11 protein-coding genes and 4 pseudogenes are annotated in these 16,531 nt (G+C 40.9%); 8 read left to right on the top strand and 7 right to left on the bottom strand.

From position 1 onward, the window contains the following. Nucleotides 1–69, top strand: a pseudogene (locus IM450_RS21295) (WD40 repeat domain-containing protein); the annotation flags it as partial. 524 nt (nucleotides 70–593) lie between these two features. Here IM450_RS21295 and IM450_RS21300 read toward each other — a convergent pair. Continuing rightward, the gene (locus IM450_RS21300; RefSeq protein ID WP_002795661.1) at nucleotides 594–1,289 is read right to left on the bottom strand and encodes a response regulator transcription factor; all 696 of its coding nucleotides are present in this window, start codon (nucleotides 1,287–1,289) and stop codon (nucleotides 594–596) included. A gap of 276 nt (nucleotides 1,290–1,565) precedes the next feature. Between IM450_RS21300 and IM450_RS21305 the strand changes: the two genes are divergently transcribed. Beyond that, on the top strand, nucleotides 1,566–3,722 hold the full coding sequence (locus IM450_RS21305; RefSeq protein ID WP_287670088.1) for a putative PEP-binding protein: 2,157 nt from the start codon (nucleotides 1,566–1,568) through the stop codon (nucleotides 3,720–3,722). A gap of 680 nt (nucleotides 3,723–4,402) precedes the next feature. Here the strand turns inward: IM450_RS21305 and IM450_RS21310 are convergent. Continuing rightward, nucleotides 4,403–7,153, bottom strand: a complete 2,751-nt coding sequence (locus tag IM450_RS21310; protein ID WP_287670086.1) for a glycerol-3-phosphate acyltransferase — start codon at nucleotides 7,151–7,153, stop codon at nucleotides 4,403–4,405. A gap of 760 nt (nucleotides 7,154–7,913) precedes the next feature. Here IM450_RS21310 and IM450_RS21315 point away from each other — a divergent pair. After that, the gene (locus tag IM450_RS21315; RefSeq protein ID WP_287670084.1) at nucleotides 7,914–8,747 is read left to right on the top strand and encodes a GIY-YIG nuclease family protein; all 834 of its coding nucleotides are present in this window, start codon (nucleotides 7,914–7,916) and stop codon (nucleotides 8,745–8,747) included. A gap of 327 nt (nucleotides 8,748–9,074) precedes the next feature. Here the strand turns inward: IM450_RS21315 and IM450_RS21320 are convergent, their stop codons facing one another. Beyond that, a complete protein-coding gene (locus IM450_RS21320) occupies nucleotides 9,075–9,689 on the bottom strand; it encodes a Uma2 family endonuclease (protein WP_287670082.1) in 615 nt (204 codons plus the stop codon). A 70-nt stretch (nucleotides 9,690–9,759) separates the two neighbouring features. Between IM450_RS21320 and IM450_RS21325 the strand changes: the two genes are divergently transcribed. Then, complete coding sequence (locus tag IM450_RS21325) at nucleotides 9,760–9,897, top strand: hypothetical protein (protein ID WP_287670080.1); 138 nt, start codon at nucleotides 9,760–9,762, stop codon at nucleotides 9,895–9,897. A gap of 930 nt (nucleotides 9,898–10,827) precedes the next feature. Here IM450_RS21325 and IM450_RS21330 read toward each other — a convergent pair. After that, nucleotides 10,828–10,935: pseudogene (locus tag IM450_RS21330) on the bottom strand (Uma2 family endonuclease); the annotation flags it as partial. Between the two features lie 2 nt (nucleotides 10,936–10,937). Between IM450_RS21330 and IM450_RS21335 the strand changes: the two are divergent. After that, nucleotides 10,938–11,066 (top strand): annotated as a pseudogene (locus IM450_RS21335) (IS110 family transposase); the annotation flags it as partial. 197 nt (nucleotides 11,067–11,263) lie between these two features. Here the strand turns inward: IM450_RS21335 and IM450_RS21340 are convergent. Both IM450_RS21340 and crtE read right to left on the bottom strand, forming a co-directional pair. Further along, on the bottom strand, nucleotides 11,264–11,716 hold the full coding sequence (locus IM450_RS21340; protein WP_004163729.1) for a divergent PAP2 family protein: 453 nt from the start codon (nucleotides 11,714–11,716) through the stop codon (nucleotides 11,264–11,266). Nucleotides 11,717–11,733: 17 nt separating this feature from the next. Continuing rightward, nucleotides 11,734–12,663 (bottom strand): geranylgeranyl diphosphate synthase CrtE, encoded by a 930-nt coding sequence (gene crtE / locus IM450_RS21345; protein WP_287670075.1) that lies wholly within the window; start codon nucleotides 12,661–12,663, stop codon nucleotides 11,734–11,736. 405 nt (nucleotides 12,664–13,068) lie between these two features. Here crtE and IM450_RS21350 point away from each other — a divergent pair, with 405 nt between their 5' ends. From IM450_RS21350 to IM450_RS21360, 3 genes are all read left to right on the top strand, one after another. After that, on the top strand, nucleotides 13,069–14,466 hold the full coding sequence (locus IM450_RS21350) for a serine/threonine protein kinase (RefSeq protein WP_287670073.1): 1,398 nt from the start codon (nucleotides 13,069–13,071) through the stop codon (nucleotides 14,464–14,466). A 285-nt stretch (nucleotides 14,467–14,751) separates the two neighbouring features. Further along, nucleotides 14,752–15,327, top strand: a complete 576-nt coding sequence (gene def / locus IM450_RS21355; RefSeq protein ID WP_002801305.1) for a peptide deformylase — start codon at nucleotides 14,752–14,754, stop codon at nucleotides 15,325–15,327. 31 nt (nucleotides 15,328–15,358) lie between these two features. Next, entirely contained in the window at nucleotides 15,359–15,556 is a 198-nt protein-coding gene (locus IM450_RS21360; RefSeq protein WP_002801303.1) for a hypothetical protein, read from the top strand. A gap of 589 nt (nucleotides 15,557–16,145) precedes the next feature. Here IM450_RS21360 and IM450_RS21365 read toward each other — a convergent pair. Then, a pseudogene (locus tag IM450_RS21365) lies at nucleotides 16,146–16,334 on the bottom strand (IS5/IS1182 family transposase); the annotation flags it as partial. Between the last annotated feature and the right edge of the window lie 197 nt (nucleotides 16,335–16,531).

The following is a 16,531-nucleotide window of genomic DNA, read 5'->3' on the forward strand; positions in this document are numbered from 1 at the left end:
CCCGATGGTCGCTATTTAGCTAGTGGTAGTTGGGACAATACTATCAAAATTTGGCGGGTGGGACAGTAAAGTTGTGTTGGGGGTGACAGCAATAACTTTTGTCTATCAAAAATGAGCGACACTTGCGGGAAACCCAACTGCTCTCTTATTCTTTATGTGATAACTTTAACTTATATAGGAGCGATCAATCTTTGTGTCCTTTGTGTCTTTGTGGTTCATTCCACTCCCTCGCCAGCAGGACTGTATCTTAGAATACATTTTACCCACCAAACCTAAGAGAGCCAACATACTTGATATAAATTAGCCGCTTCTGATAAAAACAAACATAAATTATCTCTGGGGGTGATTCGCTGCCAAAGTTGTTGGCTCTTCTAGGTTGTGTGTGATAAGTTTAACTTACATAGGATTGATCGATCTTTGTGTCCTTTGTGTCTTTGTGGTTCGTTCCACCCCCTCTCTAGGAGGAATGTATCTTAGAATACATTTTACCCACCAAATCCAATAGAGCCAGTTGTTTTTCCATCGGTAATTCAGTTGCTTGTCATCGTCAGTTATTGACACTCCGGTCCGCTACTTTGTCCTTAGCTGCTATATTAACTGGTTAAACCGTGTTTTAGGGCAAAACGTACCAATTCCGTGCGACTATTAGTACCAGTCTTGCTAAATAAGCGACTGACGTATTTTTCTACGTTTCTGACGCTGGTTTCTAGACGACTGGCAATTTCTTTATTCATCAATCCCTCCGCTACTAGATCTAAAACACTTTGTTCCCGGGGGGTAAGATCAATTTTAATCGGGGGGGGAGTAGTAGTAAAAGTGTTCTGTTGTCCCACCTGCTGTTTTAATTCCCGGATATCTCGGGCAATTTCTTCTAATCTAGCGTTTTCGCTGGTGGCTTGCAAGGATTGACGACGGCGCTCGATTAAAGACTTGATTAATGCTTCTAATTCTTCGGGATCGAAAGGCTTGGATAAATAAGCATCACAACCGGCATTATAACCCTGAATGCGATCGCTTGTCATCCCCCTAGCGGTGAGAAAAACCACGGGAATTGTCTGAAAACGAGCATCTTCGCGCAATTTCTTGAGAAACTGATAGCCATCCACCTGCGGCATCATAATATCGGAGATGACTAATTCTGGGATTTCTTGATTAAGTAAATCCCAGGCTTCGTTAGCATTACTAGCAGTTCTTACCTCGAAGTCATCCCCGTACTGTAGATATGCTTGCACAGATTCACGAACCCCCGGTTCGTCATCCACTAACAAAACTTTCGCAGGTGTGTCCATGAATTTCTCGCAGCGATCGAATATTGTCCGAATCCTATCTTATCAGCTAAGGAGATAGGAGTCAGTAATCAGGAGATAGGAGTCAGTAGTCAGGAGATTGCTTTTATTATTCTCCCATCTCCCCACTTCATAATTCATAATTCATACATTCATAATTCCCACTCCCCAGATCATCCTCAAGATAGTGACGGTGAGTTAAACTGGCAGGTAGAAGTAAAGAGTTACAAAAATCACCTAGATTATTTTAGAATCCTTTCACCATTCTTAACAAATCCCGTGACCATTCTCTGCTGGCTCGATCGCATTAGTGCTTCTGATCGCCCCCTGGTGGGGGAAAAAGCTTTTATTGCCAGTGAATTACACCAGCGAGGATACCCAATTATCGGGGGATTTGCCATTTTTAACCGCATTTTTGCGGAATTTTTGGAAACTATCAACAATGCTGACTCGTTTCTGACTGATTTTCCGCAATCTTCCCTCTATTTAGACGTAGATAACGCAAAAGCTCTGCAATTAGTCGCCAAAGAGAGTCGCCGCGCCATTTTACAAGCGGAAATTCCTCCTCTCTGGTTAGAAGAACTAGGGGCGGCCGTGGCACAATTATCCATGGATACCCTAGTATGGCGCTTTTCCCTGCCAGCTAATCTGGCTCGGCGAACTCTCGGTTTATTTTCCGCCCCAATCAGTGGAATTAAAGCAGATAATCTAGAAAATGCCCTAAAACAAGCTTGGGCGGAGTTATTCAACGCCAAAAGTCTATTTTATTGGCGAAAAATGGGAATTGGTTTAGAAAAAATTCAATTATCTTTACTGGTACAACCGTTATTACCAGCCAATTGTGCGGGAAATGTGTTGATTAATGACGATAACTGGCAAATTCAGGCAGTTTGGGGGTTAGGACACAGTTTAGTTAATGGAGAAGTGGCACCGGATACCTATATTATCGATCGCTCCGGTCAATTACGCAGTCGGCAATTAGGCAATAAATCCCGCGCTTATTATCTCAATAGTGACAGTAATCTGCTTGCGGCACAATTATTAGCACCCAGTTTACAGGAAGGCTACTGTTTAGATAATTTCGCCCTCGATCGCCTTTGTCAACTGGTTCAATCTCTACTGGCGGAAAAACCGACGTTAACCAGCATAGAATGGCTGATGATGCTGGATGGTCAAATTTATATTCTCAACTGTCACAGTCAGGAAATCACCCCTACTACCTCCAATTATCCCTTAAGAGGATTAGGGGCATCCCCAGGTTTGGCATCGGGAGTGGCAAAAGTGATCAGCAATTTCGACTCCCCAGAGGCAAATTTTCAGGATTGCATTCTGGTTACTACTAATTTACCTCCGAAAAAACTGCCCCATTTACGCCAAATTCGAGCAATGATCACGGAACAGGGGGGATTAACTAGCCATGGAGCCATTTTAGCCCGGGAATTAGCCATTCCTGCCATTGTCGGGGTGAAAAATGCCACGGAAATTATCCGCTCAGGCGAGATAATTTTAGTAGATGGTACGAGGGGAATTATTTCTCTAGCATCTCAGGAAGAGATTTCCTTACCCCCAGCACCCCCCAGAGAAACTGACGGCACGGCAATTGCTACCCGTTTGATGGTTAATCTCAGTCAAACTGAAAGTATTGCCGGAATCCGAGAACTGCCTATTGATGGGATCGGTTTATTGCGCTCAGAATGGATGATTCTAGAGTTACTTTCTCAGCGCAATCTAGAAGAATGGTTAACACCAGAGCATCAAGAAGCATTGATCGAGAGATTAAGTGATTTAATCGCACAATTTGCCCTTAGTATCCAGCCTAAGCCTTTATTTTACCGTTCTTTTGATGCTCAAGATTCGGCTAAAGACAGTCGGGGAACCCATGGTTATATATTAGATCCGACTCTATTCGATCTAGAATTGCAAGCTTTACGACGGGTACAAACCACCGGCGCCACCAATATTAATTTACTGCTTCCCTTTGTCCGCGGGGTTGAGGAATTTATTTTCTGCCGGCAACGGGTACAATCAGCTTTACTCACTCAAGTCCCTTCTTTCCAATTGGGGATAATGGTGGAAGTACCGGGGGTAATCTTTCAATTGAGGGATTATGTGCAAGCGGGCGTACAATTGATCGCTATTGGTACTAATGATTTAACTCAATTACTTTTAGGTAGCGATCGAGAACATTTCTCAGAATATTTTAACGCCCGTCATCCCGCAGTCAGGGCAGCTTTAAAACAAATTATTACTCAGGCAAAACTTTTACAGATTCCCTGTTCCGTTTGCGGCATGGCTATCGTCCAGTATCCCGAACTTATCGATGATCTGATTGCTTGGGGTGTGACTTCTCTTTCGGTGGATAGGGAGGCAGTTTTAGCCACTAGAGAGGCAATTGTTCGGGCAGAAAGAAGGTTTTTATTGGAAAATAGCAGATAACTTCCGAACTACCCCACTTCCCCACCTCCCCAATTCGTAATTCATAATTCATAATTCATAATTCATAATTCCCATTACCCCACTTCATAACGCATACTTTGTGCTTTTTGTCAAAAAAACTTTTTTTTTGCAATAAAACTACACAAAAAAAAGATCATCGTTGTGGGTAAAATTGACTCATTTACCTGTCTTAGTTAGGATTACCTTCTAGGTGTGGCAAGGGTTTCAACCGTTGCTGCCCAAAAAAGCATATAATGCCCCATTATGAAATTCAGTAAAATCGCTGTAACCAGCATAACATCGTTGTTAAATAAAAATCTTTCTCAATTAATTTTTAAGAATTTGTAAATATTGCGGAATGTTAATTTAAATATTCTCAAGTTTGTAGAGTCAATAGATAATTTTTGCTTATCTTTGACCAACATTGCGTTAGGAGTCAGTATTCAGGAGATAGGAGTCTCCGAGTCAGTATTCAGAAGTCGGGAGATAGGTTTTAGGTGTTGGGGTTTTGGGGTTTTGGGGTTTTGGGGTTTTAGTTCAATTTCCCCACTTCCCCCCGCAACGCGCACGAAGTGGTCTCCCCCAATTCATAATTCATAATTCATAATTCATAATTCATAATTCATAATTCCCACACCCCACACCCCACACCCCACACCCCACACCCTGTCCCCTAATGCCTAGAGAATTTCAATAATTCCTTGAGTGCCATCGAGACGAATTAATTGACCATCTTTTAACAATTTCATGGCATTATGCACATCCATAACCGCCGGAATTCCGTATTCTCTGGCAATAATAGCACCATGGGATAATTGTCCCCCCACCTCGGCAATAATGCCCACAGCCCGGGATAATAAAGGGGACCATCCTGAGTCAGTATAGGGAATAACGAGAATAGTATTAGGGGAAATTTCTAGATTTTGTAAGCTGGGCATAATTTTGACTCGTCCCTCCACTGTCCCCCCACTAGCGGCAATTCCCTGTAAGCGTTTTTTGGCAGTTAAATTTGAGACTAAAAATTCTTTTTTCGGGGGTTGTCCATAAACGATATAGGGAATATCGGTTAATTGAGAGTTTTCTTGGAATTGTTGGCGACGCTGACGGATAATTTGCTTAAGATTGGCGATTTTATTATTCTGACCTAACTGGATAACTTCTGAGTAATTTAGATAAAATATATCTCCCGTCTCCGATAATATTTGCTGCTGTAACCAGAGGGTTTCTAATGCGAGAAAATGCCAGCGTAGGTGAGCTAAAAGACGGGAGTAAATTTCAGTAACTTGGTTTTTGATATTTAATCTTTTTTGGACATTGTGGGAAGATTTAACTTTTTTATGGCTATTATTGCCCGGACTATCTAAGGGTAGTTGTAGCAGATATTGGGGATTTTCTCGCCATCTCGGTATGGAAATATCGGTCCCCACTTCGCTTAAATAACCGTAGGTTTCTAACCAGAGGGAAAAAGCCGAGTCAAAATCTCGATTGATCGTATTTTTTCTCAGTTCAGATAGCGATCGCATCGAGGCTATTTCTGGTGCTTGGGAGTTATCCAATTTCTCAAAAGGTACTCGGGAAATACTGCGACGCAAGGCGAAGCTAAGAGGGGCAAGAATACTATAATAGGTAGCTTTTTTTAAGACGGTTAAAATCTCCTCAATTTGCTCTAAAATCTCCCCTGAAGATAAAGCTTCTGGGGAAGTAGCGTTAATTTTTTTGAGCGTCGGGATAAAATAGTTTTCTTGATCTTGGCTAAAGTCTTTTTCTAACTGTAATTCCCGTCCTAAAAGTTTTAATAAACCAGGGGAATTAGCCAAGGTTGCCGTTAAAGGTGGTTTGGTAAACTTTGCCCCTTTGGTCAGGAATTCTAAGCTTTCTGGAGGTAATCCCATGCGACGGAAAATTGTTCCTAACAAAGAAGCATTAAAATAGGCTCTTTGATAGTGTAAAGTCGCCGTTTCATTGAAGTCCAAATCGAGGGCTTTTTTGTCTAAAACTAACCGAAAAATATCTCCCCAAACTCCACAGGTTAAAGGACGATTAATTGACCAAGGCAAAGGACGAATCACACCGGGGATAACTTCAGCAGCGATTTTTCTTGTCCAAATTGGCTGTAAATTAGTGATAGGACGGCACTGTAATAACCATAATTTTTGTCCGTCATGAGTCCATTCTATATCTTGGGGAATGCCATGATCAAGGTTTTCTAATTGCCGACAAAGATTAGCTACCTGTTGAATAATAGCAGGGGGAATATCTCCCGCTCCGATGATAATATTTTCTTCTAAATTAACTCGATAACTTTCGGGGGTGATTCTTCCCGATACAACTCTGGTAGCATCTCCGGGTAAAGCTTCAATAACTACATCTAAACTGAGAGGATTAATCGGATCGCGACTGAAGGCAACCCCCGAAAAAACTCCTCGAATTTGTTCTTGAATTAACACAGCCATGGCCGTGTTTTCTTGACCTCGATCGAGTCGATAATTAACAGCATTAGGACTATTATAGGAGGTTTGGCAACTTAAAATCGCCGCCGCTAAATTTTCTCGATCAATGACGTTAAGAATTGTAGTATATTGTCCCGCAGATGAAGCGGTTTCACTATCTTCTCCAATAGCGGAAGATCGCACGACTAAGGGATGATTAATATCAGGATGAAGAGATTCTATTAAGGGTTGTGGATCATCTCCTGGTGGTAAAATCCAACCCCTAGGAATGGGATAACCGGCACGCTTAAGATCGGCTAAAGTGGCGGCCTTTTGTCCCACTTTTGAAGCTGCCAGATTGTCATCAAGAGTTTGGATCGATCGATCTCCACGAAAAAAACGAAACATAGTTTTTGATTCATTGTTAACACTTGCTTCAGGTAAGTCTAAATCGTCGGCGATTTTTTGAAAAATTGCCCCTAATAAACAGGCTAAAGCAATGGCAGTTATAATATAACCTGAATCGTGGGGACGGCGCAAGGTGAGAATTAAAGCTAATAAAAATAATCCTACCAATCTACCCGTAGATTTTTCTCGAAAAATAGTAAAGCTAATCCCACTAATGATTGAGGTGAGAAAAACAGCGACAAAATCGTGAACGATTAATCCCCAGAAAACATTAGTCGTTCCCGCACCTTTTCCTAACCAATAGCGCCCCACGACTAAGGCAATTAAAGCTAATAATTCCCAAGAAGAGCCAGTGGGAAAAAAGAAACGGGTTAGGAAAATAACGATAATTCCCTTGGCTGCTTCCGAAATTACCGCCAAAATTCCCACCAATTTACCCCCATGGTAAAAAGCGGCAGTTACACCGATATTACCGGTCCCTAATTGGGATAATTTACGTCCAGTTACGAGATAATTTATCCAATCGATCAGAGGCAGTCCCCCGATGATGGGACAGACTAAAAAAATAAATAGGGATCCCCAAATTTCTCTCATTATATTTTCTGGCTCTAAAAAATAGTTACTTCCCGGTGGAGTACTGTCAGGTATCGGGATTAGAATAATTCCGTCCACACTCCCTTAAATCTTATATAGTATTTTAGCTCTACCAACCCACGACATTATTTATTTTAAATTTTACTTTATAAATACTTACAGTTTTTCTCGGACAGATGAGGTATAATCACAACAGTGATTGCAGCAATTACGGGTGTCTTTCTTGGAGACTGACCTAAAACCTTCTTCGAGAGCCTTGTCTAAGTCTCGATAATTTTTCGGTTGCAATTTTCCCAAGATAGACTTGGCTTTTGGGCAAAAGTTTTCAATAGTTTTCAATCGAGGTAAAGTCGAGAGAGTAAGGATGTAAATAAACTATCTTAGACTCCTTCTTCTTCCACAGCTTGACGGACTTCTTCGCTGACATGAATTTTATCACTCACCCTTCGCTCATTTCTGGAACCGAAAATTTGATAAATTGTCTCAAATGCAGTCTAGCAAACGCATTGAGCGTTATACTCGAATATTTGTTAGTACAAAAAGACCATTTTGAGGTTAAGGAATTGATTAGGGTTTGAGCGAGCCAATTGGCGAGCGCAATCTCGGCAATGTTCTGCCTACCTTATTCGCTAAAAAGCATACAGGATAAAGGTTACAGCAATTTTAAAACCCTTGCCTTAAAAAATTAAGCCAACAATGAGTTATAATTGATAGCAATTACAGAAAATTATTATCTTGAAAATAAAATAAGACTAGGTTTATGCTGCCCGATCCTTTGGCAATGTCTTCAGTAGAACTAGATAATTTAAATCAACTTCCTGATTGTTCGGCCATATATTTTGCTATCGATTCTCAAAATAGAATTCTTTATATTGGTCAAGCAGTTAATCTTTTAACTCGCTGGAAAAATCACCATCGTATATATCAATTACAAGAAATTAATCAAGATTATCCTGTAAGAATAGCTTGGCAAGTTTGCAATAATGAAGAATTAAATGAAATTGAACTATATCTAATTAAACATTTTCAACCTTTGCTAAATAGAACACAAGTTAAATCTCCACAAGTTGTACCATCAGAGTTAGTCTTCCGAAATTTTCTCAGGGAATTTTCTCGACGATTAATCATTATTGGGTTTAAACCACAAACTTCTCAAGAGCTACCACATATTCATTTGAAATATGACTGGACAGATTGTTCTCCGAAAGGGACAGCCGCAAAGATTAAAAATTTTATTCAAGAAAATAATAATATAAATACCAGTTTTAAGATTAGAAGAAAACCTTGGGGAAGAATCAGGGGGCCAGAAGATTTTCAAATAGGCAGTCGCGGACAAAAAGCCCTAGCTCGTCAGAATCGTTCCTATAATAATCATTGGGAAATGGCTTGTAATGGAGTAATAATCTCTATCACCCCTACCGATAATTATAAACAGATTAAATCAATAACAAATTTTCAAAAACTTGCTGGGGTAAAAATGAGAACAATCCCAGAACATGATTTTAAGAGAATGTCTAATCAATATCCTTATGATTTTGCGGATTTATCCTGCTTTGTCGATGATTTAGTTCCGTTGCTTTGGATTGAAGGGTAATCTTGAATGGGTGCATCTCAATTTTGTAGAAATATCTATATTACATTATGGGCGCATAGGATCATTGGTGTCAACTTAAGGGAATAGCCCGCCAAATTTGTTGAGAGAGAGCCTCCCTTTTCCTGTTCCCTGTTCCCTTGCCTAAATGACCAATCTAAATGTTCTACAGCTGACAATGAGCCAAAGCGATAAAATAAATTGAGATTAATGGCTTAAAAACCCAAGCAGATGGAGTAAATAAAGGCAATAATTGCGGATTTTAAGCGGCAAAATCAACCCCTCAAACTGAAGAAAAAAGCGAAAAGAGTAAGGCGGACGATGCACACTCTACAGACTTAAGAAAATCTGATTGACAGTGAGATTTAATTCCGTGAAAGTCTGGGAAATTAGGCGATCACTGTCTCGAAATTGCCGAATTTGATATTCTTCCTCAACTAAGCGACAAACAGAGATGGTCGGTTGTTTAGGAGTGCCAAGAAAATTACGCCCACCTAAGGCTGCATAATCGACAATCCAATATTCAGGAATACCCATTTCTTCATAATCAGCAAATTTTAAGTAGTAATCATCACGCCAGTTGGTCGATACCACTTCAATGATCAGAGGGATAGATGCACCCTCACTAAGGATTGATTCTTTTTTCCATAATTTTTCCTGAGCGAGCTTGGTTCGATTTAGCACTAATACATCAGGAAAATAACCAGAATTTTTACCAGCAGGTCTGACAATCGCTTGGTTAGGAATTAAATAAGGAAGCCCTAGTCTATCAATTATTCCACTGAGTTTAACAGTTAAAAATCCTTTGATTTCCTCGTGTTCTCCTGCGGGTTGTGCCATTTCAATAATATTTCCCTTGTGTAGCTCATAACGCACTCCCGAATTTTCAGGCAGCCAACGGACAAATTCCTCGAAATTAACAGTTTTAGGTAAAGTTTGGCTCATAGCTGGCAAAATAGCATTCTCTCTCTACTAACTTCCTTGGCTCTATTTTACCTTAAATGCAAGGTGGGCATTGCCCACCCGACAAACTCTCTACACAATCTGCGATCGCACTATCGCTGCCAAAAACGATGAGGACGAAACCAAAAATATAATTGGTAACGACGGCGAGGCCCATAAGAAGGATTGGAAGGAGTCAGTTGCCAGTTAGTTTTTAGATCTCCATTTGGCAATATTACACCCTCATAAAATTCTTTACCGCCGGACCCGCCTAGTAAGTTTATAAAGCAGCAATTCTCATTTTAAGGTTTCATGACATTAAAACCCTTGCACCCAGAGGGGTTAATAATTCTTAACGAATCTCTAGATCGCTGAAACAACGCAAAATCGTTTCAAAATGAGAATTGCTGTTTATAAAGAGGTCTCCTTGATTAACGCTGAATGTTCCAGCCCATCCAGATAGAGTGTTCTGGCCATGTCTAGCTGCTGGTACGTCAATGTACTGCATGATGAAGTCGATGTCGTTTGATTGAGTCCAGTGCTTAATGCAAGAACCGTCACGGTAAAACCGCAGAAAATCTACTTCCCCAAAGTGTTCTTCATAGGGTTCAGAGTAATAGAATCCATCAAATCGTATTTTGCTTGACCCACCAAAATTAAACATCAATTTAGCTCAAAAAATCTTTATTTTGGACAATTAGGTTGGGTTGAGGGACAACGTAACCCAACCCCAAAGGCGACCTTTAATTAACGATACACACTACCCCCCCTATAATGTATTCTGCATGACAATTTAATAAAAATTAACATTTAGGCTATCGCGTACTTGTGGTGATAAGCAGGGTTATCTAGGGGAGGGCGCAAGCGTTCATTGGTGTCAACTTAAGGGAATAGCCCGCCAAATTTGTTGAGAGAGAGCCTCCCTTTTCCCCGTTCCCTGTTCCCTTGCCTAAATGACCAATCTAAATGTTCTACAGCTGACAATGAGCCAAAGCGATAAAAGAAATTGAGCTTAATGGCTTAAAACCCCATCATATTGAGCAAATAAAGGCAATAATTGCGGATTTTAACTGACAAAATCACCCCCTCAAGCTGAAGAAAAAAGCGAAAAGAGTAAGGTGGACGATACACACCCTACAGACTACAGACTTAAGAAAATCTGATTGACAGTGAGATTTAATTCGGTGAAAGTCTGGGAGATCAGGGGATCACTGTCTCGAAATTGCCGAATTTGATATTCTTCCTCAACATAATCCAGTGATTAAAGCCTTTTACGAACGCCTAGTCGGACGCGCTAAATCAAAAACACTGGCTCTTACTGCTTGTGTGCGGAAAATCTTAGTCATTCTTAATGCAATGGTTCGCCAAAATCAGCCTTGGCAGCTTCCTGACAATTTACAACCTTCAACGAGGTCAGACTATATTTCCAGAAAATTATTGCTATTCTTCTTCCTTCCACACAGAAACGAGAAGAGACAACCGCGAAAGCCTTCAATTTTCAGGGATTGTAACATGAGTGATTACCCCGGATTTTAGTTATTAAATCTAGTTTATCTCAACCCCAGAAAACACCTCAATTAACGACAGAGCAGCACCATGGCGATACCGATACCTAAACTTAAACCGACCAGCACCTGAAAAGGAGTATGACCAATTAATTCCTTTAAACGTTCCTCGTTAAATTCCTTGCCCTCCTGGAACATTTCATCGATAATTTGATTGAGAATCCGGGCCTGTTTTCCCGCTGCCTGACGCACTCCGGCCGCATCATACATAACAATAACCGCAAAAAGCGCGGCAATCGCAAATTCGGGACTAGACCAACCCACCTGTAATCCTACCCCAGTAGCCAAGGCCCCCACCAGCGCCGAGTGAGCGCTAGGCATTCCCCCCGACGAGACTAAATAGCGCAGACTCACCTTACCATCGCGGATTAACTCAATCAGCGCTTTTAGTCCTTGGGCAGTGAAACAAGCTAAAAGAGAGACTAGCAGTATTTGATTGTGTAACACCTGCTCGAAGTCCTGCATAATCTCATTCGTTTAATTTAATTTTTACGATTAACAATATACTCGGCGATGGCCCGTAAAGGTTCAGCGGCCTCATCGTAGCCACTCAATTCATTGATGGCACTATCTATTAACTGTTGAGCTTGCTGGCGGGACCCTTCTATCCCCCAGAGACTAGGATAGGTGGCTTTTTGTGCCTGTAGATCCTTACCGGCGGTTTTGCCCAATTCCTCCTTTGTCGCCGTGATATCGAGAACATCATCGATAATTTGGAAAGCCAAGCCAATATTTTGAGCGTAAAGGGCTAATTTAGCTATATCTTCCCCTTTTGCCCCCGCTAAAACTGCCCCCGACACCACAGAAGTCTCCAACAGGGCCCCAGTTTTCTGAGTATGGATAAAACCGAGAGTTTCCGCCGAAATATCCGGTTTTCCTTCGGATTCCAAGTCTAAAACCTGACCTCCCACCAAACCCGCTGCCCCGACCGTGCGACCTAAACGGGCAATTACATCTAAAACCTGTACAGGAGGTACATTACGAGTCTGGGTAACCACATACTCGAAAGCGTAGGCCAGGAGACCATCCCCGGCTAAAATAGCGATATCTTCGCCAAAAACCTTGTGATTGGTTAATTTCCCGCGTCGGTAATCATCGTTATCCATGGCGGGTAAATCGTCATGAATTAATGACATAGTGTGAATCATTTCTAGGGCGCAAGCGGTGGGTAAAGCCATCTCTAGGGAACCCCCCATCAATTCACAGGTAGCCAGACATAAAATCGGCCGCAGACGTTTGCCACCGGCGAGGAGAGAATAGCGCATCGCCTCGTAGATTTTGGCAGGATTGCCGATAACTAAAGAGCTATCCAAAGCTGACTCGACAATCAACCGCTTTTCCTCCAGATAGGAAGCCAGAGAAAAGTTCTCGTTTTTCCTCACTTCTACTCCTCGTTCGCCCCTAGTAACCATGTCTTTTTGTCTTGAACCGACTGCTTTTAAAACTATATCAGGAAACTCCACCTCGATGGGAATTAAACTGACTGCTCCCTTGTACCCTAAGCTGTTGACTATCTAAATTACTCCTTCAGACTGCATGGCAGCACTGGAGTTGACAGCCTGAACATTTGTACTGAATTTTCCCAGACGGAGAGAGGTCAATTTTCTTTTCTGATGCCTATTTTCTCTTTTAACCTGAAAAAATACATCCCTCAGCCCAGAGATTAGCAAAAAACAGGCGATACAATTGAATTTCACCGCAGTTATCCTGGGAGATGCTAAAGTTTTGATGATTCGGTCAAACTTCCGTTTTCTTAGCTTGCGGTTGAGAAATTTCTCGATTAGCCTAGAAGTAGGATTATCCTAGGAATATATTGTATGCTGCCAGGGCAAATTTTAGGCGATCGATACCAAATTCAAAGTCAGTTAGGTAAACAAACCGGAAGACGCACGTTTCTGTCCCAAGATTTAAAAACGGGCGCTACTGTTGTCGTCAAATTATTAATCTTCAGTCCCGATTTTGAATGGACAGATTTAAAACTTTTTGAACGGGAAGCAGAAACTCTTAAACATCTAGATTGTCGCTCGATTCCTGAATATATCGACTATTTTGAAGTTCGCACCGATACCTATCAAGGTTTTGCCCTTGTTCAGAGTTATATCGAGGCTAAATCTCTCAAGGAACAGATAGAAACTGGTCGCAAATTTATTGAAGCAGACCTACAAGAATTAGCTAAATCTATCCTAGGTATTTTAATTTATCTCCATGGACTTAACCCGCCAATTATCCATCGAGATTTGAAACCTAGTAATATTTTACTAAAAGATCGATCGGGTCATAGTATCGGTAATGTTTATTTAATTGATTTTGGTTCTGTCCAGACTGTTGCTCAACAGGAACAGGCCACTTTAACTATTGTCGGAACCTACGGTTATATGCCCCCCGAACAATTTGGTGGTCGCACCGTTGCCGCTTCTGATTTATACAGTTTAGGAGCCACTTTAATCTATCTAGCTACAGGCATTCATCCCGCCGATTTACCCCAAAAAGATGGCAAAATTCAATTAAATAATTTAGCTAATTTAAGCCCTGCTTTTGTTCATTGGTTAGGGCAGTTAATTGAACCTAGTCTCGAAAAAAGGTTTGTTTCAGCACAGGCAGCAAATCAAGCTTTAAATACTCTCCACGAAATGCAATTAACTTCCTCGAACCTTGAAAAACCCGCAGGGAGTCGGGTACAGTTGCAAAAAAGCGAGGAGAAAATTAAAATATCTTTACCTCCCGAAGGTTTTACCCCTAAATTAATTTTTCTTGGAGCTTTTGCCATCGGTTGGAACGCTTTTTTATTAGTATGGACAGGAGGAGCAATTTCTATTCCTCTGTGGATGAGTTGGTTTTTTCTGCTCTTTTCCTTGCCTTTTTGGTTTGTGGGTTTAGGAATGCTTTACCAGATTATTTATTGTCTCAAAGGGGAGGAAATTATCACTATTGATAGTCAAGAAATTATTGCCATTCAGCGAATTTTTGGTTTTACACTTCCGGGCAAAAAGAAAATGGCAAGGCAACATATTAATAAACTGGTGAAAGCTGATAGTTATCATACCAAAGATGGTGATGGTGATCGAGTTTATGTGCCGATGGCTTTAACTATTTGGGCGGGGACTAAAGAATATACTATTAGCAGTAAGATAAAAGCCTATCTGAGTCCGCCCGAAATTGAATGGTTAGCAGCGGAATTAAGCCAATGGTTAGGAATACCAATTACTAATAAGTAGCTGGTTACAATCAGCTTTTTTCTCCCCTCTCCCTTCTCCCCCACTGATTACTGATTACTGCTTACTGATAACTGAAAAATCTCCCCACTCCCCCACTTCCCCACTCCCCCATTTCCTAATTCATAATTCATAATTCATAATTCCCACCCCCTGATATGGACGAACTGTCTGTGATCGGTGTAAAATTTTATGAAGAGTCTGGGCTTTTTTCTCCCTTTTCCTGAGAAATGCCCCAGAGCCAGTGACTAAGATCAACATTGTGTAATCCCATCGATAATTAAGTTTATGAGCGCCACTATTACCGTAGAAAAACGCAAATTAGAAAAACCCCCTTTAGAACTGCATTATCTCGGCGATCGAGTCTTGCGTCAACCGGCCAAGCGGATTGCTAAAGTCGATGACAGCATTCGCCAATTAGCCAGAGAAATGCTACAAACTATGTATAGTTCCAATGGTATCGGGTTAGCGGCTCCGCAAGTGGCAGTCAATAAACAATTGATTGTCATCGATTGTGAACCCGATAAACCAGAAAATCCGCCCCTAATTCTGATTAATCCCCAAATTATCGGTTATAGTCCGGAATTGTGCAAAGCGGAAGAGGGTTGTTTGAGTATTCCCGATGTGTTTTTAGATGTCATCCGTCCCCAAGCGCTCGAAGTGAGTTATAAAGATGAACAGGGGAAACCGCGAAAACTGCAAGCTAACGGTTTACTAGCGCGGGTAATTCAACACGAAATGGATCATCTTAATGGTGTCATGTTCGTGGATAGAGTAGATAACGATTTGGCACTCAATGAAGAGTTAAAAAAACACGGTTTTTCCGTGCAAGCGGTGAAACCGGTCGAGAAAGTGACAAAATAAAGGCATTAGTTAATTTAGGTGAGGAGTGAAGATGACCCCGAAAAGCGGCGTTTTATTGTTATTATCCTGTATTGCAGCGATCGCTGGTGTGGGTTGTGTCTTTGAAATTAGTTCGGGAGAACCGGATTTAGGCAATGCCACCACTGGCTTAATTCTAGCGGCAAGTGTGCCACTAACAGCCCTATTTTTTTGGGCAGCGGTTAAAGACACGAGAGCCAATTACAAATAGAATAACTTCCCCTCGGTTATCGAAAAATTGGCATAATTTTCATGAGCAAAAGAGAGAATTTACTTCTCTCTTTTGTTCGTTTTAACTACAGGGCAAATTGCCAGAAAAAGTTACTACTTTTTAGGACTTTATCATCTTTTATAGCAATCAAGTATATCCCGATGGGTGAAAATCTGATTAGGTAAAGATTTCCCCAGGCTGCATCTCACATTTGCAGAAATACCGACAATCAGCAATTATCAGTGACTAGAACTCTTGCAAATTAATTATATGTTATAATGGCGGGTTAACTAATACCAATTCTCCAAAGTCTGACTACAGAAGCTTAATCCCCCTAAATCGCCCTTAAAAAGGGGGACTTAAATTCGATGTGTAGTTTTCATTTAGAGAAATGATATAATTTTTCCCCAAAAAATTAGTTAATTAGTAGATTTGTTATGAATAAAAACCTGAAGTTTTACTTTTAACTTAAAACTCTTTAGATATGCCTTAATTTGGTTATCAAAACCTCTTTATTTAAGCGGCAAAAACTATCTAAATTTTCATAATTGAGAATAAATTCTCCTTGTAGATTAATGTTTGACAACTTTTAAGAAGTTGCTATACCTATCCCTAAATCACAGTTATAAATAGCCGACAACAAGTTAACTATTAAACTATATCTTAGAGGACAATTCCGATATTTACAGGATAATATTTTCAAGATTTTGAGTTTACTATTTAGGGTTTGCTGAATAAATCTAAAAACCTTGTTGGATAAGGCTTTTAGACTTTTTTTCCCTGAAAAAGTGCCTACCATTGGAGTGCTTGGGGGGAAAATTTAGGGATTTTTTCCCTGCAAATTAGGTAATTGACCACCTGAAAATGGGTCAAACCCCACACCCCACACCCCACACCCTGCCCCCACGAAAAACTTTTTCAGCAGCCCCGAATTAATTCCTTGCCGGATAGGGTTTCCAGCTAAGTGTAACATCG

Origin of the sequence: Microcystis sp. M083S1 (assembly GCF_020246405.1) — a bacterium.
GTDB classification, from domain to species: Bacteria; Cyanobacteriota; Cyanobacteriia; order Cyanobacteriales; family Microcystaceae; genus Microcystis; species Microcystis aeruginosa_C.